Source organism: Azospirillum sp. TSH64 (genome assembly GCF_003116035.1).
Lineage (GTDB): Bacteria > Pseudomonadota > Alphaproteobacteria > Azospirillales > Azospirillaceae > Azospirillum.
This window is the reverse complement of record NZ_LGQW01000015.1, coordinates 77,917-99,711: the sequence shown is the minus strand read 5'-3', so window position 1 is coordinate 99,711 and position 21,795 is coordinate 77,917. Positions and strand designations below refer to the sequence as shown.

Annotated in this window: 16 protein-coding genes; 9 read left to right on the top strand and 7 right to left on the bottom strand. The window is 70.2% G+C overall.

Annotated features, from left to right (window positions below; translation table 11 throughout):
• Window positions 1-8: 8 nt before the first annotated feature.
• The 5 genes from TSH64_RS01940 to TSH64_RS01920 all read right to left on the bottom strand — a co-directional run bounded on the left by TSH64_RS01940 (window position 9) and on the right by TSH64_RS01920 (window position 7,396).
• Window positions 9-1,409 (bottom strand): DUF2142 domain-containing protein, encoded by a 1,401-nt coding sequence (locus TSH64_RS01940; RefSeq protein WP_109095226.1) that lies wholly within the window; start codon window positions 1,407-1,409, stop codon window positions 9-11.
• Between the two features lie 110 nt (window positions 1,410-1,519).
• Complete coding sequence (locus tag TSH64_RS01935) at window positions 1,520-3,028, bottom strand: HlyD family type I secretion periplasmic adaptor subunit (protein WP_109095225.1); 1,509 nt, start codon at window positions 3,026-3,028, stop codon at window positions 1,520-1,522.
• Window positions 3,029-3,032: 4 nt separating this feature from the next.
• The gene (locus TSH64_RS01930; protein WP_109095224.1) at window positions 3,033-5,237 is read right to left on the bottom strand and encodes a peptidase domain-containing ABC transporter; all 2,205 of its coding nucleotides are present in this window, start codon (window positions 5,235-5,237) and stop codon (window positions 3,033-3,035) included.
• A gap of 3 nt (window positions 5,238-5,240) precedes the next feature.
• Complete coding sequence (locus TSH64_RS01925; RefSeq protein WP_109095223.1) at window positions 5,241-5,660, bottom strand: hypothetical protein; 420 nt, start codon at window positions 5,658-5,660, stop codon at window positions 5,241-5,243.
• 248 nt (window positions 5,661-5,908) lie between these two features.
• The gene (locus TSH64_RS01920) at window positions 5,909-7,396 is read right to left on the bottom strand and encodes a mannose-1-phosphate guanylyltransferase/mannose-6-phosphate isomerase (RefSeq protein WP_109095222.1); all 1,488 of its coding nucleotides are present in this window, start codon (window positions 7,394-7,396) and stop codon (window positions 5,909-5,911) included.
• Window positions 7,397-8,103: 707 nt separating this feature from the next.
• Here TSH64_RS01920 and TSH64_RS01915 point away from each other — a divergent pair.
• Entirely contained in the window at window positions 8,104-9,048 is a 945-nt protein-coding gene (locus tag TSH64_RS01915; protein ID WP_042695567.1) for a replication protein RepA, read from the top strand.
• Between the two features lie 188 nt (window positions 9,049-9,236).
• On the opposite strand, the gene TSH64_RS01910 is transcribed toward TSH64_RS01915, so the two are convergent.
• Both TSH64_RS01910 and TSH64_RS01905 read right to left on the bottom strand, forming a co-directional pair.
• Window positions 9,237-9,764 carry a hypothetical protein gene (locus tag TSH64_RS01910; protein ID WP_109095221.1) on the bottom strand — a complete coding sequence of 176 codons (528 nt, stop codon included), beginning with the start codon at window positions 9,762-9,764 and terminating at the stop codon, window positions 9,237-9,239.
• A complete protein-coding gene (locus TSH64_RS01905) occupies window positions 9,761-11,614 on the bottom strand; it encodes an ABC transporter ATP-binding protein (protein ID WP_146207962.1) in 1,854 nt (617 codons plus the stop codon). Before TSH64_RS01905 ends, TSH64_RS01910 begins: the two co-directional genes overlap by 4 nt.
• 191 nt (window positions 11,615-11,805) lie before the next feature.
• Here TSH64_RS01905 and TSH64_RS01900 point away from each other — a divergent pair, with 191 nt between their 5' ends.
• The 8 genes from TSH64_RS01900 (at window position 11,806) to TSH64_RS01865 (ending at window position 21,688) form a co-directional block, all read left to right on the top strand.
• A complete protein-coding gene (locus tag TSH64_RS01900; RefSeq protein WP_109095219.1) occupies window positions 11,806-12,474 on the top strand; it encodes a hypothetical protein in 669 nt (222 codons plus the stop codon).
• A 106-nt stretch (window positions 12,475-12,580) separates the two neighbouring features.
• Window positions 12,581-13,834: a glycosyltransferase family 4 protein gene (locus tag TSH64_RS01895; protein WP_109095218.1), complete on the top strand. Its 1,254-nt coding sequence runs from the start codon at window positions 12,581-12,583 to the stop codon at window positions 13,832-13,834.
• Window positions 13,835-14,106: 272 nt separating this feature from the next.
• Window positions 14,107-15,099, top strand: coding sequence for a UDP-N-acetylglucosamine 4,6-dehydratase (inverting) (gene pseB / locus TSH64_RS01890; RefSeq protein WP_348770315.1), 993 nt, complete (start codon window positions 14,107-14,109; stop codon window positions 15,097-15,099).
• Window positions 15,099-16,346, top strand: coding sequence for an aminotransferase class I/II-fold pyridoxal phosphate-dependent enzyme (locus tag TSH64_RS01885; RefSeq protein ID WP_109095216.1), 1,248 nt, complete (start codon window positions 15,099-15,101; stop codon window positions 16,344-16,346). Before pseB ends, TSH64_RS01885 begins: the two co-directional genes overlap by 1 nt.
• Window positions 16,347-16,566: 220 nt before the next feature.
• Window positions 16,567-18,132 (top strand): flippase, encoded by a 1,566-nt coding sequence (locus TSH64_RS01880; protein WP_109095215.1) that lies wholly within the window; start codon window positions 16,567-16,569, stop codon window positions 18,130-18,132.
• A gap of 141 nt (window positions 18,133-18,273) precedes the next feature.
• The gene (locus TSH64_RS01875) at window positions 18,274-18,570 is read left to right on the top strand and encodes a hypothetical protein (protein ID WP_109095214.1); all 297 of its coding nucleotides are present in this window, start codon (window positions 18,274-18,276) and stop codon (window positions 18,568-18,570) included.
• A 99-nt stretch (window positions 18,571-18,669) separates the two neighbouring features.
• Window positions 18,670-21,078 carry a calcium-binding protein gene (locus TSH64_RS01870; protein WP_109095213.1) on the top strand — a complete coding sequence of 803 codons (2,409 nt, stop codon included), beginning with the start codon at window positions 18,670-18,672 and terminating at the stop codon, window positions 21,076-21,078.
• A 16-nt stretch (window positions 21,079-21,094) separates the two neighbouring features.
• Complete coding sequence (locus tag TSH64_RS01865; RefSeq protein ID WP_109095212.1) at window positions 21,095-21,688, top strand: YigZ family protein; 594 nt, start codon at window positions 21,095-21,097, stop codon at window positions 21,686-21,688.
• Window positions 21,689-21,795 lie beyond the last annotated feature (107 nt).

Genomic DNA, 21,795 nt, shown 5'->3' with positions numbered 1-21,795 from the left:
GGGACGTGCTAGTCGAGGTAGTAGCGCAGGATGACGGTGCGCTGGACCACCAGGATGCTGACGATCGGGAAGAGCCAGACCATCCAGGTCAGGCCGCGCTCAAGCACGCCCGCGACACCGGAGGACCAGCCGGCTCCCGCCTCCTGCCGGCCGCTGGCGAAGGCCAGCGGCAGCAGGGCCGCCAACGGCAGGAAATAGCGTCCCTGCACGCCGTCGACCCACAGCTGGCCGACCGGCGTCCACACCATGTAGAGCGCCCCGAACAGCAGCGCCCCGGTCGCCAGCACGATGGCCGCGGTCACCGCCGAGGCCCGCGCCGGCGCGCCGGAATACCAGTCCACCGCCCGGCGGCCGAGCAGCAGCGGCAGGAAGGACAGCAGCAGGACCAGATAGGCGGCGGCGTAATAGGGCCTGGGCAGCCTTGTATCGACCCAGCCGAGGATGCCGACGAACTGCTGGTAATACTCGTTGCCCCAGACCTGGAAGGTCTTCACCGCGATGATGAGGACGGCCAGCGGGTCGCCCAGCAGGAAGCGGAGCTGCCCCATGGCGTCGGTCGGGGCGTCCTGGCGGATCAGCGGGGTCTGCACGGCAAGCGCCATCCACACCGCCCAGCCGACGGCGGCGGCCAGCGAGGCGGCGACCGCGAGGCGCTTCACCGCCGCCCGCTCGGCCGGGACCGCCAGGGGCATCAGGCAGAGCAGGGCGTAGGGCTGCTTGGTCATGCCCACCAGGGCGAAGCAGACCGCACTGGCCCAGACCTCCGCGCTGCGCAGCGGCCGGCCTTCCGACAGCGCCCGGGCCAGGAAGGCGATGCCGAGTGCCGTGACGGTGATCACCAGCCCGTCCTGGCTCATCGAAGCGTAGAGCGAGACCGACATCGGCAGCAGCAGCACCGCGAACAGCGGCAGATGCGCCCGGCCGGCCAGCAGCAGGGCGAAGAAGCCGACGGCGATGCAGGTCAGCGCGTTGGCCGCCCGCGCCAGATACAGCGTCTGCACCACCGGCAGGTCGATGGCCTTGCCGACGGCGATGGCGGCGGCCTGCGGCAGGTAGAAGAAGGGCGGGTAGGGGGCGGTGTTCTCCGCCGCGACGTTGAAGACCCGGCCGTCCCAGCGGGCGGTGAAGGACTTGGCGAAATCCTCCAGGTTGGCCTTCTCGTCGGGCTTGAAGGGAACATGGTGGAAGGGGAAATAGGCCTCGATGATCGCGAGGTCGGACGGGCCGCCCGCCGCGATCCGGCCGTCGGTCTGGACCTTGGCGGCCACCCAGAAGCCGTGGGTGATCATGTTGGCCCGGTAGATGTGGGCGGGCTCGTCGGCGGTCTGGAAGGGCGGAAGGCTCCAGACCAGAAAGAACGCCGAGATGGTTGCCAGGACGGCAAAGAGGAAAGGACCTATCCGCTGCATCACCAGACCTGTCGCTGAATGGGCTGGTGGGTGGGTACCCCATCCGCCGGACAGGCGCCACTTGGAAACTTTGACGCGGCAGGGAAGGGGCTGGGGACGGACCCGGCCCGTTACGGCTCGCGGATGCTTTCGTCCAGGGCGCGGATGACGGGGTAGAGGAAGTAGGACAGGACCGAACGGGTGCCGACGCGGATCTCGGCCGAGGCGACCATGCCGGGGCTGAGCAGCGTGCCGGCGGGCACCCCCTCCAGCCGGGTGTCGGTCAGGCGGATGCGGGTGCGGAAGACGGCGCCGGCAGTTGGACGGGGGCCGTCCGGGTTGATGGCGGCGGCGGCCTGGGCGCCCGAGGGATCGTGGGTGAAGGCGTCGGCGCTGATGGTGCGGATCTCGCCGGGCAGGGTGCCGTGGCGCTGGAAGGGGAAGGCGTCGAGCTTCACCCGCACGAAGTCGCCGACACGGACCAGACCGATGTCGCGCGACGGGATCTCCGCCTCCACCTCCAGCGGCACGTCGGCGGGAACCAGGGTGACCAGCGGCTCGGCCTCGCGGATGACGGAACCGACGGAGCGCTTGGCCACCTCCAGCACCACCGCGTCGACCGGGGCGGTCAGGGTGACCAGCGAGCGGCGGCGCTCGGCCTTGGCGATCTGCTCGACCAGCGTGGCCCGCTGGCGGGTCTGCTCCACCAGTTCCTCCGCCGTCTTGCGCCTCCATTCGTCGATGAAGGCGGCGCGGTCGGCCTGGACGCCGCGCAGCTCGTGCGCGCTCGCCTGCTCGCGGTCCTGGAGGGCGGTCAGCTCATCGCGCATGCGCAGCCGCTCGACCCGCGCCTCCAGCCAGGTCAGGCGGGACCCGGTCTGGCGCTCCTGAAGCTGGCGGCGGATATCCTCGACCTCGCCCACCACGGCGAGGCGCTCGGCAAGCCCGGCCTGGGCGCGGCGGCCGGCGGCGATGGCGCTGTCCAGCTGGCCTGCCTTCTCGTCGAGCGAGGCGAGGCGGGAGCGGTATTCGGCGCGGCGGCGCTCGAGGATGGCGGCCTGCACCGCCGCATCCGGGTTGTTGGCGGGAATGAAATCGCCGCCGTCCAGTTCGGCGCGCAGCCGGCCGATCTGCGCCTCGACGCTGGCGAGCTTGGCGGTCAGGTCGGCCAGATCCGCCGCGGCGAAGGTGGGGTCGAGCGTCGCCAGACGGTCGCCGGCCCGGACAAAGTCGCCGACCTGCACGTCGACGCCGCGCACCACCGCGGTCTCCAGCGGCTGGGCCACCACCAGCGGTGCGGTGGTCACCAGCCGGCCGCCGGCGGTGACGATGCGGTCGACCTGGGCGAAGCCGGCCCACAGCACCAGCGCCACAAGCAGCCCGGCCAGCACATAGAGGGTGGAGCGCGCCGCCCGCGGCAGCGGCGCATGCTCGATGGCCGCCCCGTCCGGCAGATAGTCCAGCGCGAAGCCCGGCGGCGGGGACGACGGGGCGGGCAGGGCAGGGCGACGGCGCGCAGGGGCGGGAGCGGGCGGGGGCTCGGCCTTGGCCGGCACGACCTCGCGGCCGGTCTCCGCCGGTGCTGCGTCCCGGCTGTCGATTTCGGGCACCCCTGCTTCGGGCATTTGCGTGTCGGGCATGGCTTCAGCGCCCCCGGTTCTGCTGCTGCCACAGATGCCGGTATTCGGCGCAGCGGTCGAGCAGGATGGGATGGGGGGCGAGGTCGAGCAGGCGGCCCTGCTCCAGCACGGCGATGGTGTCGCAGCCGGTCAGGGTGGAGAGCCGGTGGGTGACGATCAGCACGGTGCGGCCATGGGCGATGCGCCGCAGATTGGCCATGACGATGGCCTCGCTGTCGGGGTCGAGCGCACTGGTCGCCTCGTCCAGGATCAGCAGGCGCGGCTGGGGCAGCAGGGCGCGTGCGATGGCGATGCGCTGCTTCTGGCCGCCGGACAGGTTGCTCGCCCCCTCCTCCACCAGCGTGTCGTAGCCGTCGGGCAGGCGGTGGATGAACTCGTCGGCGCCGGCCAGCCGGGCGGCCTCGACGATCTCCTCGCGGCTGGCCTCCGGCATGGTCATGGCGATGTTGTCGCGGATGGTGCCGCGGAACAGGAAATTCTCCTGAAGCACCACGCCGATGGAGCGGCGCAGATGGGCCAGGTCCAGCTCGCGGATGTCGAGCCCGTCATAGCGGATGCTGCCCTCCTGCACCGGGTAGAAGCCCTGGAGCAGCCGCATCAGTGTGCTCTTGCCCGAGCCGCTGCGCCCGACCAGCCCGACGACCGACCCGGCCGGCACGGTCAGGGTGACGCCGTCGAGCGCCGCCGGCCGGTTGCGGTCGTAGCGGAAGCCGAGCCCCTCGATCTCGATGCGGCCGATCAGGGCGGGGCAGGCGCCGCTGCCCTCGCGCCGCGGTTCGGCCGGGTGGTTCATCACCTCGCCCAGCATGCGCACCGAGAGTGCCGTTTCCTGGTACTGGTGGATCAGCGAGACGATCTGGACCAGCGGCGTCACCACCCGGCCCGACAGCATCTGGAAGGCGATGAGCGCGCCGACCGACAGCTGGCGGTCGAAGACGTCGAAGGCGCCGACGGCGACCACCGCCACCATCATCGCCTTCTCCAGGAACTCGGTCACCGTGCGGGCGGCGATGGAGATGCGGCCGACCCGGTAATGGCTGGTCACCGCGCGGGCGGCCTTGCGGTCCCAGCTGCGGCGCTGCTGCGGCTCCAATGCCGAGGACTTGACGGTGCGCATGCCGTGGATGGTCTCCACCAGCATGGCCTGCCGCTCGGCGTCGGCGTTGTAGAGGTCATGCAAGCGGCTGCGGTAGACCGGCACCAATGCTACCACCACGCCGGCGATCAATCCTGCGAACAGCAGCGCCACCAGCGTCAGCTTGACCGAATAGAAGAACAGCACCGGCAGGAAGACCAGCAGCACCAGGCTGTCGAGCACGGTGGACAGCAGGTTGCCGGTCAGGAACTCGCGGATGCGCTCGACCTGCTGCATGTGGCGCACGGTGACGCCGGCCGAATGCCCGTCGAAAAAGGTGATCGGCAGGTTGAGGAGATGGCCGAAGGTGCGGTTCAACAGGCGGATGTCGATGCGGTTGGCCGCCGCCAGCAGGATGAACTGGCGCAGGAAGCGGAAGCCCGCCTCGAACAGCAGGGCGCCCAGCACACCGATGGTCAGCACCTGGAGCGTGGCGACGGTCTCGTTCACCAGCACCTTGTCGATCACGATCTGGAAATAGACCGGGACGACGAGGGCGAGCGCGTGCAGCACCAGCGCCGCCACCACCACGTCGCGGAAGGCGGATTTCTGGCGCAGGATCTCCGGCACGAACCAGCGCAGGCCGAAGGGCTGGCGCGGGTCGGCAAGGCCGTGGCGCGGCTTGAGGAAGACCAGCTCGCCGTCCCAGCGCTCCAGGAAGCGGTCGCGCGGCACGTCGATCACGTCCAGCCGGTCGGCCAGCGGATCGACGACGCCGACCATGGGCTCTTCGTCGGGACGGGTCGGGCGCGACAGGCCGATCAGGATGACGGTGTTGCCGTTGGACAGCCGGGCCAGCAGCGGGAAAACGGGGGGGAGGGATTGCAGGCCCTTCCAGTCAAGCCGGCGGGCGGTCGCCTTGAAGCCGGTGGCGGCGGCGATGCGCAGCAGGTCGGCGGTGGAGGGCTCCCCCCTGCCGGGGGCGACGCGGGCGCGCAGGGCGGACGGCGAGGCCGACAGGCCGTGATGGCGCGCCACCAGCGTCAGGCAGCGCAGCGCGGTGCTCTCGTCGTGGTTCGGCGCGGCCTCCGGACCGGGGGGCGGGGCGGCGACGGTGGTGCTGGCGTCCGGCATCGGTCAGCCGAAATTCGGCGAGCGGGGCCGGGTGGGTGGAGCGGGCGGGGGCGCCTGGGAGGGGGAAGCCGGCTGGACCGCCCCCGGCACCGGAGCCTGCGCATTGCCCTGGAAGGCCGGAGCGGCAGGAGAGCCGTGAGGGGAAGCGGGAGCCGGCATGGCGCCGGAATTGGGCGGCAGCACGCCGGCCGCCTCCAGCCGCTGGCGCATGCCCTCCAGCGCGGACAGGCTGGCGAGGAATCCCGGCAGGCTCATCACCACCCGCTGGCGGATGGCGGGCAGCGGCTGGCCGTTGCCGTCCTTGCGCAGCGCCGACAGGCTGAACAGGTCGATGCGGACCATGCCGTTGCCGAAGCCGATGTCGAAGACCCCGTCGGCATAGAGTTCGGGGATGCGGTCGTCCGGCGGCGGCTCGATGGTCATGATGGTCCCGGCAGCAGAAGGCGGGGCGCCGCTGCGGCACCCTCGCGCCCCTTTCTACCGGAAGTCGGCGACCCGGACCAAGCCGCCAATGTCCGCAACCGCAGGAAGACACAGGCGACGCCTCCGCTTGCGCGAAGGCGTCGCCTGTCATCATTGACCTCAATCGCCGGCGAGGCCGTCCGCCCGCTTGGCTGTCGCGGGCACGTGCCCGCGGGTCGCCGCCCTGCGGCGGCAACGGCCGTTGCCGCTCAGTTGCGGCCGTAGACGTCCTCGAGCCGGACGATGTCGTCCTCGCCCAGATAGGAACCGGACTGCACCTCGATGATGGTCAGCGGCACCTTGCCGGGGTTCTCCAGCCGGTGGACCGTGCCGATCGGGATGTAGATCGACTGGTTCTCATAGACCATCACCTGCTCCTCGCCGCGGGTGACGAGCGCGGTGCCGTTGACCACCACCCAATGCTCGGCACGGTGATGGTGCTTCTGGAGCGACAGGCGCGAGCCGGGGGCGATGGTCAGGCTCTTCACCTGGAAGCGCTCGCCGGTGTGCAGCGACTGGTAGGAGCCCCAGGGGCGGTGGACCCGGCGGTGGCTGACGGACTCGCTGCGCCCCTCGGCCTTCAGCCGGTCGACGATGCGCTTGACGTCCTGCGCCTGGGAGCGGTCGGCGACCAGAACGGCGTCGTCCACCACCACCACCACGGCATTCTCCACCCCGACCACCGCGGTCAGGTGGTTCTCGCTGCGGACGTAGCAGTCGCGGGCGCCTTCCAGCAGCACGTCGCCGACGATGACGTTGCCCTCGCCGTCCTTGTTGCCGACGTCCCACAGCGCCGACCAGGCGCCGACGTCGGTCCAGCCGATCTCGCAGGGGACGACGGCGGCGCGGTCGGTGCGCTCCATCACCGCATAGTCGATGGAGATGCTGGGCGCCTTGGCGAAGGCGGCGGCGTCCAGGCGGAAGAAGTCGAGGTCCTTCGAGCCCTGCTCCAGCGCCTCGCGGCAGGCGGCCAGCACCGCCGGGGCATGGCGCTCCAGCTCGGCCAGCAGGCGGGAGGCCGGGAACAGGAACATGCCGCTGTTCCAGGCATAGGTGCCTTCGGCGAGGTAGCGCTCCGCCACCTCCAGCGACGGCTTCTCGACGAAGGCGGCGACATTGTAGGCGCCGTCGGCCTCGTCCATCGAATGGCCGCGGCGGATATAGCCGTAGCCGGTCTCCGGCCGGGTCGGGGCGATGCCGAAGGTGACCAGCCGGCCGGCCTGGGCGGCCCGGGCGGCGATGCCGACGGCGCGGCGGAAGGCCTCGGCGTCGCGGATCTCGTGGTCGGCCGGCAGGATCAGCAGCAGCGCGTCCGGATCGTCCGCCGCGACCGCCAGGGCGGCGAGCGCGCAGGCGGCGGCGGTGTTGCGGCCGGCCGGCTCCAGAATGATGCCGCGCGGCGTGCAGCGCGACTGGCGCAGCTGCTCGGCGGCGAGGAAGCGGTGTTCCTGGTTGCAGATCACCAGGGGAACCGAGAAGACGGCCTCCGCGGCGGCCCCGGCAGCAGCCGGGGAGCCGGACCCTGTGGAGCCGGATTGCGCGCTGACCCGGAGCGCGGTGTCCTGGAGCATCGTCCGGTCGGAGCAGAGCGGCAGAAACTGCTTGGGATACAGTTCGCGCGACAAGGGCCACAAACGGGACCCCGTACCGCCGGACAGCAGCACCGGGACGATCTTCTGCGCGGAATTGCCGTTCATCCTGCCGCCATCTGTTGTGTGAGCATGTGGTCGGGCGCCGGCAGCCGCACAGGGGCAAAAGCTGAGGGCCGGCGCCATGGCGGTTCGTTATAGACCGCGCTTTCCGCCCTTCACAAGCACCCCTCCGAGACCCACCCGACCGGAGCGCCTCTTCCGGCGGGGGGCGAGACAAGACTCCAAACACCCTCCCCTGCGGCGGCGATAGGCCAGGGTCAAGGTTGGAGTCTTGTCGCGCCCCCCTGCCGTCCGTCTGCCGCGGACAGGGGCGGACGGCGGCCGGAGGCGGTTCCGGCCGGCAATCGGGGGAAGGTTGGGCCGGGTGGGGCGCGACAGAACTCCAAATCCGGCTGCCGACAGCATCGGTGCAGGGGGGCGAATCACCGGCGAGTCGTGGCCGTTTGGCCTCCACGACTCGGAAATCGACGAATCGGAAGCGATTCGGGGTCGAATCGAAATGTCCCGGCTGGAGTCTTGTCGCGTCTGCCGAAAAATCCACAGGCAACACGGACTATCCGCTGGAGTCTTGTCGCGGGAGTTCTGGAGTTTTGTCGCGCGACTCGCGATTCTCTACTGGAGTCTTGTCGCGCAAACTATTAACTGAATCAAATAACCGTACAAATAGTTTGAGCGACAAGACTCCAAATTGCTGGGCGCCAACCGACCGTGATATAGCGTTGACCGCAAAGTCGTGCCAAGGTCAGCTCGATATGGGACAGATACACACCCTGATTACCCAGCTGGGACGCGACCAGGCGAAGGCGCTCCAGACGGATCCGGATCAGCGTTCGCTAGTCGATGTGGCTGCTGCCGTCCTCGAAGAGGAGCGGCAGGAGCTTGGCATCACCTATTCGGGTTTTGCGCTGACGGCCCTTCCGCATCGTCGTCTTCCCGATGACCAGCCGTGGGAGCGTCGCGGACATAAGATCCGCTTGCTGATCGAGCCTGGACGACTGCCGATCCGCAACGGTGGCTTTAAGCTTTACGGCGTTCCGTACGGCAGCCGCGCGCGGATGATCCTGCTGTATCTGCAGACCCGGGCGATCCAGACCGACAGCCGCGAGGTCGAGCTGGGCCGCAGCATGCACGAATGGCTTGACCGCATGGGCCTGTCGGTGGGCGGCCAGACCTACCGCGACATCCGCGAGCAGGCCTCGCGCATCGCCGCCTGCAACCTGACCTTCGCCTGGGAGGACGCCCACAGCATCGGCTTCGAAAAGGGGTCGATCGTCAAGGGCGGCATCCATTTCTCGACCAATGCCGGGGCGGAACCGGGCCAGGGGTCGCTGTGGGAAGACCGCGTCCTGCTGTCCGAGGCCTTCTTCCGCGAGCTGAAGGCCCATCCGGTGCCCATCTGGGAGCCGGCGCTGCGCCACATCCAGAACAACAGCACCAGCATCGACATCTATATCTGGCTGGCCTACCGGTTGCACAGCCTGAACCGCTCCACCCCGATCACCTGGCCGGCGGTTTTCGAGCAGTTCGGCGCCGGATACAGCCGCCTGCGCGATTTCAGGAAGCGCTTCATCGAGGCGCTCCAACTGGCGCTTGCGGTCTATCCGGACGCGCGGGTCGATGTGGAAGAGCAGGGATTGATGCTGCATCCCTCGCCGCCGCCGATCCCGGAGCGCAAGTTCGCCCAGCTTTGCCGGTGACGGCGAAACGCACCCACCGCCCGTAGAACGCCGATCCCCGCCTTTGCGGGGATCGGCGTTTCTGTATAAGTGACTGATATGGCTGGATTCCCGCCTTCACGGGAAGGACAGCTCATGGAAATTCCCGTTCAGGCTGTCGCTTTCACCCCCCTGCGACAAGACTCCAAACTCCGCAGCAGCCCACCCGCTCAGGGATTGGCGCGCAGCGCTCCGCCCAACGGGGTCAGCAGGCGGTGGAGCGCTGCATCCAGAAGGCTTTCATCGAGGCTGCCGGACAGGGCCAATGCCTGGGGCGGCATCATGAAGAACGGGGCGTCGCCGGCGGTTCCGCTGCGCTGAAGGGTGGCGGCAAGCGCCAGCAGACGGCGCCCCTCCTCATGCCGCAGCGTGGCATGGACTAGCACCAGCAGGGTGCCCGGCTCGGCGATGCGGGCATCGTTGGGGGCGAGCGCCGTGACCGCCGGACCGGAGGCCAGCAGCCCCGACAGCATCGCCGCGGCGCGGCCGCACAGCGCGTCATCCCCCACATCGGTGGCCGGGCCGCCCTCGGCATCCACCGCGCAGAGCAGGCCGACGCGCTCGACCCGCTGGAAGAAGGGCAGGGGTGAAAGAGCAGGCGAAAGGGCAGGCGACATGGCGGCGGCCTCCGCGGCGAGGATGAACAGGCTGGCGGCGAGCGGCAGTATCGGGCGGAACCGTCCCAGGATGCGTCTCATCGCGTCTCCTCCAGGTCGGCTGTGGAGCCTGCATCGTCCGGCAGGAAACCGCCGACTTGGCGGCGCCACAGCCGGGCATAGGGACCGTCGCGGCGCAGCAGGGTGGCGTGGTCGCCGTCCTCCAGGATGCGTCCCTTCTCCATATAGAGGATGCGGTCCATGCCGGTGACGGTCGACAGCCGATGGGCGATGGCGATCACCGTGCGGCCCTCGAACAGGCCGAGCAGCGCGTCCTGGATCAGATGCTCCGTCTCAGAGTCGAGCGAGGAGGTCGCCTCGTCCAGCACCAGGATCGGCGCGTCCTTCAGGAAGGCGCGGGCGATGGCGACCCGCTGGCGCTCGCCGCCCGACAGTTGGATGCCGCGCTCCCCCACCACGGTGTCGTAGCCGGCGGCGCGGCCCTCGATGAAGCGGTCGCAATGGGCGCGGGCGGCTGCGGCGCGGATCGCCTCGTCGGCAACTCCCTTGCCATCTGGCCCCTCGCTGCCATAGGCGATGTTGTCGCGGATGGAGCGGTGGAACAGGCTGGGCAGTTGCGGCACCTCGGCCACCGCGCGGTTGAGCGAGGCGAGGCTGACCGCGGCGATGTCCTGCCCATCGATCAGGATGCGGCCCCCCTGCAACGGAAACTGCCGGCGCAGCAGGCGGACCAGCGTGCTCTTGCCCGCCCCCGACGGGCCGACCAGCGCCACCCGCTCCCCCGGCCGGATGGTCAGGGACAGGCCATCGAACACCGCCCCGTTTCCGGGATGGGCGAAACGGACCTCCTCGAAGCGGATGGCGCCGTCGCCGACGGTCAGGTCGGGGCGGCCGGGCGGATCCGGGATCTCGTGCGGGCGGACGATCAGGTCCAGGGCGCCGGACAGGATGCCCAGCTGTTCGAAGAAGCCCAGCATGCGCGTCGACAGGCCCCAGACATTGGCGCCGACGATGCTGGCCAGCGAGAAGATCATGGCGAAATCGCCGATGCTCATGCGGCCGGCCATCGCCTCCGACACGGCGAGGCCGATCAGGATGATCTGGAAGACCAGCAGGGCGTTGAACAGCCAGAACCACATCTTGGTCAGGAACCAGCGCAGCTCCTTCGACCGGTCGATCTCGCCGGTCAGCGCGTCGGACAGGCCGGACAGCTCCTGGCGGCGGCGGGCGAAGGCGCGCACCAGCTCGGCATTGGCGATGATGTCGACCATGCGGCCGGTGGTCGACGACACCTCCTCGGAGAAAGCGTGCGACAGCCGCAGGCAGCGTCTCGCCAGCAGGGCCGACAGGCCCAGATGCGCCACGGTCCAGCCGACCAGCAGCCCGGCGAACAGGGTCTGGGCCGAGGCCAGCAGCGTCAGGCCGATGGCCAGGATGACGACGATGCGGATGATGTCGTTGGTCAGGATCTCCAGGATCTGGATGGCGCTCTGCCCGGCCTGCTTGACCTTCTGTCCCAGGTTGCCGGCGAAATTGTCCTGGAAGTAGCGCGGCGAATGGTCGATCAGGTGATCGAACAGCTGGAGCTGGATGGCATGGCGCAAGGCCGGCGAGGTGTGCAGGTCGACCAGTTCGCGCAGGCGGTTGAACAGGGCCGACGCGATCCACAGCCCGCCCAGCAGCAGGAACCAGCGCATCACCTCCGCCGTCCAGGCGGGGGAGCCGGAGGGCTGGCTCCCCGCCCCCGATAGTCCGGTGAGCGCATCGACCAGACCGCGCATCGCCACCGGCTCCATCCCCATCAGCCCGATCCCGCCGGCGGCGGCGAGGTTCAGCAGGATGGCGCGGCCGAGGAAACCGTTGCGCACGAACATCCACAGGAAACGCCAGGGCGAGGAGGGCAGGGAGGACGAGGGTCGGGAAGAGGGCAAGGGGCGTCGGCGCTCCGTCGCGCGATGGGCCGGGCAGCGCCGGCGGACAAGAGGACCTTATAGGCGCAAGGCGGCAGGGGGGAAACGGGTCCTTCCGGCGGACCCTGCTCCGGACGGTCCCTCTCCGGCCATTTCACGGCCTGTGTCTATGCCCTTGAGGCGGGTTGCCGGGTTCGCCTGTTGACGGTGGAATGGAAACCCTCGAACGCCTCAAGGCCCTGCAGGCGGTCCTCCGTCAGTCGTTGAAACGAAGGCGGTACCTGCTGGACCAGAGCCGTGAACGCCTGCGCCTGACCGAAAGGGCGCTGACGGCGTCCCATCGCCTGATGGAGGGTAAGCAGCATGCCCCGAATACACCTCCCCCCGGACCAGTCCCCCCAGGCCAGTCACCCCTGGAGCAAGCCGAGGGCCGGCGGACCGATGCCGAAGACTGGCGGCGGCGCAGCGAAACGCGCCGCAACAGGGGCGAGGAGGCCCGCTGTGCCGCCGAGCTGAGGCGCGAGAAGGCCGAAGAGGAGCGCAGTGCGGCGTTCGACCACCACATGGAGGCCGAGGGCGCCCGTCTGATGGTCGAGGAAGGGCGGATCACCGGCGAAGCGCAACGGCAGGAAGCCGAGGACTGGCGGATCGAGGACGAGGAGAGGCGGCGCTCGGGAGAGCAGGCGAGGTGTGAGGCGGAAGAGGCGCGCCAGGCCGAGGAGCGGGCGCGGCGCCTCCAGGAGGAGGCCCGTCTCTATGCCGAGCAGGCGCGGACCGAGGCGGAGCGGGCACGGGCGGCGGCCGAAGAGCAGCGCCTGCTGCTGGAGGAGATGCGGGAGACCGTCCGGCGCTATGAGGCCCTGCTGGTCCGCAGCCGTTAAGAAGGCGAAGCGCCCTGACTAAGCGGATGGTCTTAGCCATCGACAGCGGCGACGGATGGTTGCAGGCTGTCGCCCCGTTCCTCCGTTTTCCGGGCATTGTCTTTCCATGCGGATCCTGTTCGTCCACCAGAACACCCCCGGCCAGTACAAGCATCTCGTCCGCCATTTCGCGGCGGATCCGGCCCACCAGGTCGCCTTCATCGGCAAGGTCCGGCGCGAGTTGCCGGGCGGCGTGCAGATGGCGCTCTACCGGCCGACGCGCGAGGCGGGAGAAAACACCCACCCCTATATCCGCATGTTCGAGGGGCAGGTCCTGCATGGGCAGGGCGCCGTGCGCGCCGGGCTTGCCCTGCAGAAGGAGGGCTTCACCCCCGACGTGATCTGCGCCCATCCCGGCTGGGGCGAGGCCCTGTTCCTGAAGGACCTGTTCCCGGACGCCCGGCTGCTGCTCTATTGCGAGTTCTTCTACCGGGCCGACGGGTCGGATGTCGGCTTCGACCCGGAAAAGCCGGTGACGCTGGAGACCCGCTGCCGCATCCGCACCAAGAACGCCTCGCTGCTGACCGGGCTGGACGCGATGGACTGGGGCGTCAGCCCGACCCTGTGGCAGCGCCAGCAGCATCCCGAGCCCTTCCGCCCACGCATCTCGGTGATCCATGACGGGGTCGACACCGCGGTCTGCCGGCCGGATCCGGCCGCCACCGTCACCCTGCCCGACGGCCGCACCCTGTCGCGCGGGGACGAGGTGGTGACCTATGTCGCCCGCAACCTGGAACCCTACCGCGGCTTTCCCACCTTCATGCGGGCGGCGGCGGAGTTGCTGCGGCGCCGGCCGAAGCTGCACATCCTGATGGTGGGCGGCGACGAGGTCAGCTATGGCGCGGCGCCGGAAGGCGGCGGCACTTGGCGCGAGACGATGTGGCGGGAGACGATGCTGGACGCCTCCGGCACTCCCAGGCCGGAATCGTCGCGGCTGCATGTGCTGGGCAAGCTGCCCTATGACAGCTACCTGTCGGTGCTGCGCATCTCGCGCGCCCACATCTACCTGACCTTCCCCTTCGTCCTGTCCTGGTCGATGCTGGAGGCGATGTCCTGCGGCGCCGTCATCGTCGGGTCCGACACGCCGCCGGTCGCCGAGGTGATCGAGGACGGGGTAAACGGGCTGCTGACCGGTTTCCACGATCCCATGGCGCTCGCCGACCGGGTGGAGACGGCGCTGGACGATCCGGAACTGCGTGCCGCCCTGTCGACCGCCGCAAGGAGGACGGCGGTGGAGCGGTTCGACCTCGCCACCGTCTGCCTGCCGGCGCAGATCCGTCTGCTGGAGGATTTGCAGGCGGGACGGATGCCGCCGGCCTGATCCGCGTCCCAACAGACCTTGCGCCGGGGGACATCCTGAATTAACCCGATCATCAGAAAGCACCGGTTACGGTCGGGGTTCATTTCGATCCCGACGCAGCACCCGCTCCGGATCGGGCCGGTGGGCACCGGGTGCGGCGGCTTCGGGCGATGCGGCTTTAAAGGACGGAACCGGCGGTGACGATACATTCCAGCAAGGCGGGCGCGACGAAGCCGGGGATCCCTGCGGATGGGGCCGACATGCCGGGCACCGGGCTCGAGGCGGGCTTGCGCATGCTGGACGGCCGGTCGGTGCTGGTGACGGGGGGAACCGGCTCCTTCGGGCGCCGCTTCGTCGAGACGGTGATGCGCCACGCCCGGCCGCGCCGGGTCATCATCTTCTCCCGCGACGAGTTCAAGCAGTACGAGATGCAGCAGCGCATGCCGGCGGAGTGGGCGCCGACGCTGCGCTATTTCATCGGCGACGTGCGCGACCGCGAGCGGCTGGAGCTGGCGATGCGCGGCGTCGATTTCTGCGTCCATGCCGCGGCGCTGAAGCATGTGCCGGCCGCCGAATACAACCCGATGGAATGCATCCACACCAACGTCTACGGGGCGGAGAACGTGGTGCGGGCGGCGCTGTCGATGGGGGTGCGGCGCGTTGTCGCGCTGTCGACCGACAAGGCGGCCAACCCGATCAACCTCTATGGCGCCAGCAAGCTGGCGTCGGACAAGATCTTCATCGCTGCCAACAACCTGTCGGGCGCGCTCGACACCCGCTTCGCGGTGGTGCGCTACGGCAATGTGGTGGGGTCGCGCGGCAGCGTCGTGCCGCTGTTCCGCAAGATGATCGCCGAGGGCGCCGACCATCTGCCGGTCACCGACGAGCGGATGACCCGCTTCTGGATCACGTTGCAGCACGGCGTCGACTTCGTGCTGTCCTGCTTCGCCATGATGCAGGGCGGCGAGATCTTCGTGCCGAAGATCCCCAGCCTGCGCATCGCCGACCTCGCCCGCGCCATGGCGCCGGACCTGCCGCAGAAGATCGTCGGCATCCGGCCGGGCGAGAAGCTGCACGAGGTGATGATCACCGAGGACGATTCCCGCCAGACCTACGAGCTGGCCGACCGCTATGTCATCGAGCCGGCCTTCACCTTCTGGCAGCATGCGCCGTACGAGCGGCTGAATGCCCGCCCGGTGGCCGACGGCTTCCGCTATGCCAGCGACGGCAACGACGACTGGCTCGATGGCGAGCGGCTGCGCGACCTGCTGGCGGAAGCGCCCTGATGGCGGATCTGCCGTTCCTCCCCTATGGCCGCCAGTCGGTGGAGGAGGAGGACGTCGCCGCCGTGACGGCGGTGCTGCGCGGCGACTGGCTGACCCAGGGGCCGGCGGTCGCCGGGTTCGAGCGGGCGCTCGCCGCGAGGGTGGGGGCGGCAGACGCCGTGTCCTGCGCCAACGGCACCGCGGCGCTGCGGCTGGCCTATGCGGCGCTGGGCATCGGGCCGGGCGACGCGGTGGTTGTGCCGTCCAACACCTTCCTCGCCACGGCGTCGGCCGCCCGCCATGCCGGGGCCGAGGTCGCCTTCGCCGACGTCGATCCCGACAGCGGCCTGATGGGCGTCGCCGAGGCCGAGGCCGCCATCGCCCGCGCCCGCAACGCCGGCTGGCGCGTCCGTGCGCTTGCCCCCGTCCATTATGCCGGACAGACCGCGCCGATGGATGGGCTGGCGGCGCTCGCGCAGGCGGAGGGGCTGGCGCTGGTCGAGGATGCCTGCCACGCCATCGGCACGGCCTATTCATCAGGGGGCGATCTGTCGGAGGGAGCCGAGAGGCCGGTGGGCGCCGGGTGGCCGGAGGTCGAGGTGGGATCGCTGACCGTCTTCTCCTTCCATCCGGTCAAGACCATCGCGGCCGGGGAGGGCGGGGCGGTCACCGGCAACGACCCGGCGCTGATGGCGCGGGTGCGGCGCCTGTGCAACCACGGCATGATGCGCGAGCCCGGGCCGGGGGAGGGCTTCGCCGATCCCGACGCCGCCCTGGACGCGGAGGGGAACGCCAACCCCTGGTACTATGAGATGGCGGAGCCGGGCTTCAACCACCGCCTGTCCGACATCCACGCGGCATTGGTGCTGAGCCAGCTCGGCCGGCTCGACCGCTTCGTCGAGCGGCGGGCGCGGCTGATGGCGCTCTATGCCGAACGGCTGGGGCCGCTGGCCCCGCTGGTGCGGCCGCCGGCCCTGGTGCCCTGGTGCCGGCCGGCCTGGCACCTGTGCGCCGCGCGCATCGATTTCGCAGCGGCCGGGCGGACCCGTTCGGCCGTGATGGCGGCCTTGCGCGCCCTGGGCGTCGGCACCCAGGTGCACTATATCCCGGTCCATCGCCAACCCTACTGGCGCCGCCGCTACGGCGACCTCGCCCTGCCCGGCGCCATGAGCCATTACGCCCAGACGCTGTCGCTGCCGCTGTTCCCGGCCATGGCCGACGGCGACGTCGACCGGGTCGCCGCGGCGCTGGAGCGGGTCCTGTCCTGACGGGTGCCCAGCCCGGAACGCGTGCGGCCGTTCAGGTGGCCGTTCAGAGTCATGACCATTTCGCCCAAGCGATTCCGTTAGCGTTTTGGACGGGATGGACCGATAACAATGGCGTCGTCAGGAGGGCATAGACCTAGGTCGAACGGCTGGAGAGCCGGATGGCCGGGGTCGGGTCGTCCCGAATGCCGTTTCACAGTGTTTCGCGTACGGACCTCCGAATTTGCTTCGCAACACGCTCTGGAATCTGCTCGGCGAGGGGCTGCCCATGGCGGCGGCCCTGCTGTCGATTCCGTGGCTCATCTCCGCCGTCGGGATGGAGCGCTTCGGCGCGCTGACCCTGATCTGGGCGCTGCTCGGCTATCTGGGCGTGCTGGACCTCGGGCTGGGACGGTCGCTGGTGCAGGTCGTCGCCGACCGGATCGGCCATGCCGGTGGGCAGGGGGACGGGCAGGGGGAGGGCTCTGCGAACACGGCAGGGATCGCCGGGCCGGCCATCGCCCTGATGGGGGCCATCGGCCTCCTGACCGGCGGGGTGGTCGCGCTGGGCGCCGGGCTGCTGGCCGACCGTTTCCAGCTGGAGACCGGCACCTCGCCGGACGAGATCCGGTTCAGCCTGCTGGTGGCGGCGGCCATCGTGCCCATCGCCCTGGTCTCCGCCGGCCTGCGCGGCGTGCTGGAGGCGCACCAGCGCTTCCGCCCGATCAGCCTGGTGCGGATGACGGTGGGGGTGCTGAACTATCTGAGCCCGCTCTTCGTGCTGCCCTTCAGCCAGAGCCTGGTGCCGGTGATCGCCGCCATCGCGGTCGGGCGCTTCATCGGGCTGGTCGGCTATGGCGTGCTGGCGGTGGGCCAAGTGCCGGATCTGCTGCGCCCCGGCCGCTGGGGCCGCCCGTCCTTGCGCGGGCTGTTCACCATGAGCGCCTGGATGATGCTGAACAATCTGGTCGGCCCGGCGATGCTCTATGCCGACCGCTTCATCCTGCTCAGCCTGGTGCCGGCGGCGATGGTCGCCTTCTACACCACCCCGTTCGAGCTGCTGTCGCGGCTGATGGTGATCCCCGGCGCCCTGTCGCTGGCGCTGTTCCCGCTGGCCTCCAGCCTGTTCCGGCGCGATCCGCCGGCGCTGGGCCGCATCCTGGACGCCGGCGGCCACCTGACGCTCGCGGTGTTCCTGGCGATGCAGGCCGCCACCATCGTCGGCGGCGAGACGGCGCTGGAGCTGTGGCTGGGGCCGGCCTTCGCCGCCAACAGCGCCTCGGTGCTGTCGATCCTGATGCTGGGCGTCTTCTTCAACGCCACCGCCTATGTGCCCAACACGCTGATCCAGAGCGTCGGCCGCGTCGACGTGACGGCGCGCCTGCAGCTGGCCGAGCTGCCGGTCTATCTCGGCGTGCTGTGGCTGCTGGCCGAGCGCTATGGCGCGGTCGGCGCCGCCGCGGCCTGGAGCCTGCGCACGGCGGTCGATTGCGGGCTGCTGCTGGTGCTGCTGCCGCGCGTGGCGCCGGGGACGGGCACGGTGGCGCTGACCATCGGCCTGCGCGCCCTGCTGGCCGGGGTCGCCGGGCTGGCCGGCCTCCTGGTCGGCGGGCCGGTGGGAGCGGCGATCAGCCTGGCCGGCCTGCTGGCGGTCGGGCTGGGGGTCGCCGGCCGGCTGCTGCGCACCCGGTCCTGGGAGAAGCTGGCGGCACCGCTGCGCAAGAACCGGGCGGTCCCGCTGCCCGCCGCGCTGCCGGCCCCCCGCATGAACGGGCAGGCCATCGACGGAGCGGCGGCGGACCGCCCGTAACATCCCGGTCGGGGCATGGCCGTCTATCCGGACGGGGTCCGGCCATGCCCGGCCGCTGCGGCGCGCAGGTGGTTCCTTTGCCGCCGAAAATGCGCTATGTGAGCGGAAACTCTGTGCAACGCTGGTTGGAGTTCGAAGGCCATGGCCGAGGGTACTGTGGACTATTACGCGATGGTCGAAGAGGCTTGGCAGCTCAGCGACACCGCGCGCGATTACGTGAAGAACGCCGGCCGCGAGGTGGACAACACCGAGCTGTGGGACAAGGTGTTCGCCTCGTCGGCGCTGATCGACCTGGAGCGCACCCGCGCCGAGGGCGGCCAGCCGCTGCAGAAGATCTTCTTCAAGAACCCCTACGGCCTGCAGTACCGCGCCGACCACAAGGACTGGATCCCGTTCCGCCACGGCGCGCTCGACCCGGCCTATCTCCAGGTCATCTGATCAGAGGTCATCTGATCTCAGTCATCCGGTTGACGTTGCCCGATCAGCCCTGACCCGGCGGCCGGTGCCGTCCTGCGGTAGGGGTTTGGGGGAGCGTGCATGGCACGGCTGGTGGCGGGGCAGGGCTTCGCCCTCGATCTGGATGAGGCCCGGCTGGCGAACGGTTTCGTTGCCGATGCCTTCACCACCGTGCCGGATGCCTCCTCCATCGCCGCCGGCGCCGGCAGCTTGGCCGTCACCCGCACGGTCGCCGGCCGGGCGCATGCCGCCACGCTCGACTATGCCGCCGCCGGCAGCGGGGCGGCGGCATCCGTCCGTTTCACCGGCCTGACCGACCGCGATGCGGCCGGGCTCTTGCGCTACCGCATCGACGGGCTGGATGTCGCCCTGACCGGCGGGACGCTCGACCGGCTCGGCGCCCGCATCTTCCAGCAGATCGACGGCTTCGTCGGGGCGGACGGCAACGACAGCGTCTATCTGGGGATTCCCGGCGGGCGCAGCTTCGATGGCGGTGCCGGCACCGACCGCGCCATCTACACCGCCGACCCGCGCCGCTATGCCGCCCAGGGCGGCAGCTACCGCGCGGAGACGCCGGTGGTGGTGGCGCTGGACAGCCGGCGCTATGCCGTGGTGTCGAGCCTCGCCACGGATACCCTGACCGATGTCGAGCTGCTGACCGTCGACGGACGCACCGCCGCCCCGGCGGCCTTCGCCTTCGATGCGCGCAGCTATCTGGCGGCCAATCGCGACCTTGCCGCCGCCTTCGGCGACAACGCGATCGCCGCGGCTGCCCATTACGCCTGGAACGGCCGGAACGAGGGGCGCAGCCTGAGCGGCTTCGACGCGCTGGGCTATCTGGCGGCCAATCCGGACGTGCTGGCGGCGGTCGGTCTCGATGCCGGGGCCGCCATCCGGCATTATCTGGCCTATGGCGCCCGCGAAGGGCGGACAGCCGGCTTCGACGCGCTGGGCTATCTCGCCTCCAACCCGGACGTGCTGGCCGCTGTCGGCATCGATCCGGCGGCGGCGGTGGTCCATTACGCCCGCTTCGGCCGGAGCGAGGGGCGCGGCGTCACCTTCGATGCCGCCGCCTATCTGGCGGCCAACACCGACGTGGCGGCGGCCACCGGCGGCGACGCCACCGCGGCCAAGCTCCATTACCTCTCCTTCGGCCGCAGCGAGGGCCGGCCGCTACGGGCGGCGCCCGGCCGGTCGGTGACGGCTGCCGCCGAAGGGCTGGCCATGGCGCAGGCCGCTCCCGCCTGGGCGGCGGACCTGCTGTTTCCGCAAGCGGCGCCGGTGGTGGTGACCGGCACGACCGGCAACGACACGCTGAGCGGCAGCGCCGCCTATGACGCGCTGGGCAACCCGATCAGCGATGCGGTGGATGGGCTTGCCGGGATCGACAGCTTCGTGCTGACCGGGGCGCTCGCCTCCTACAGCCTGTCCTTCGACGGCAGCGGCACCCTGCAGATCAGCGGTCCCGACGGCACCGACACGCTGACCGGCATCGAGCTGTTGCAGGCCACCGACGGGGTCTATCCGCTGGGGTCGCTGGTCGGTTTCTCCCAGCCCTCGCTGAGCGGTCTGACCGTCTCGGCCGCGGCCACCACCGGCAACGACTATCTGGTGGGCGGCCTCCAGAACGACGCCATCGGCGGCGGCGCCGGGAACGACACCATCGCCGGACTGGCCGGCAACGACACGCTGTTCGGCAATGCCGGCAACGACGTCCTGCTGGGGGGCGATGGCGCCGACCAGCTGGAGGGCGGGGCCGGCAACGACCTGATGTTCGGCGGTGCCGGGGACGACCTGATGCGCGGCGACGTGATCGACGTCGTCGGCAACGACACCCTGCTGGGCGAGGACGGCAACGACTGGCTCGACGCCGGGGCCGGCAATGACTGGCTGGACGGCGGCGCCGGCAACGACACGCTCTATGGCGGGCTGGGCAGCGACGTGCTGCGCGGCGGCAGCGGCGACGACGTGCTGTTCGGCGACGTCTATTCCGACCGCAGCCACGAGATCTCGGTCAACCCCAACGACACCGTCACCGGCTATGAGGACGTGCTGCTGGGCGGCAACGGCAACGACACGCTGATCGGCGGCTACGCCGCCGACCTGCTGGACGGCGGTGCCGGGGCGGATGTCTTCTCCATCCGCAACCTGAACGAATCGACCCTCGCCGCCCCCGACGTGATCGTCAATTTCAACGGTGCCGTCGTGGCGGCGGCGGCGCTGAAGGGGCTGGCGAGCTATGCCACCGCCGGCGCCGAGGGCGACCGCATCGACCTGTCGGAGATCGACGCCATCGCCGGCACCACCGCGAACGACGCCTTCACCTTCATCGGCACCGCCGCCTTCAGCGCGGCGGGCCAGCTGCGCTACCAGTCCTCCGGTTCGGTGACGCTGATCGAGGGCGATGTGAACGGCGACCGGACGGCCGATTTCCGCATCCAGGTCAACATCGCCAACTACAGCTTCTCCGCCTTCGACTTCGTGCTGTAGGCCGGCGGTCACCCTCATGATGTTCACCCTCGTCAGGACCGAACGGTTCGAGCAGGAGATCAAGAAAAGCCGCTTCCTGGCCCAGGCCGCCCCGGCCGGCAGCGAGGAGGAGGCGCGCCGCTTCATCGCCGCGTGCAGCTTGCCGGATGCCGGCCATAATTGCTGGGCCTTGCGGGTCGGCGACGTCTATCGCTTCAGCGACGACGGCGAACCGGGCGGGACCGCTGGGCGGCCGATCCTCCAGGCCATCGAAGGGCAGGGAATGGACCGGGTGGCGGTGGTGGTCAGCCGCTGGTTCGGCGGCATCCTGCTGGGGGCGGGCGGGCTGGTGCGCGCCTATGGCGGCACGGCGGCAAGCTGCCTGAAAGCGGCGGAGCGCGAGCCCATCGTCGCCTATGCCACCCTGTCGGTCGCCTGCGGATTCGCCGAGGAGGCGCGCATCCGCTCCAGCCTCGGCAGCTTCCCCGGCACGCGGGTGGAGACCACCGGCTTCACCGCCGACGGGGTCCAGCTTCTGGTCACGCTTCCCCAGGACCGGGCGGATGCCTTCGTCCGGCTGGTCACCGACATTTCCCGCGGGCAGGCGGTGGTCGAGCGCGGCGGGGAATGAGCGGCTGACGTATATTTTTCCATAAGCATTCTTATGTGTTTTTCTCCTGCCTGGAAGGCAGGGGGCCGCAATTCCGTCCTTCTGCGTGCATGACGTGGCGGGGCGGG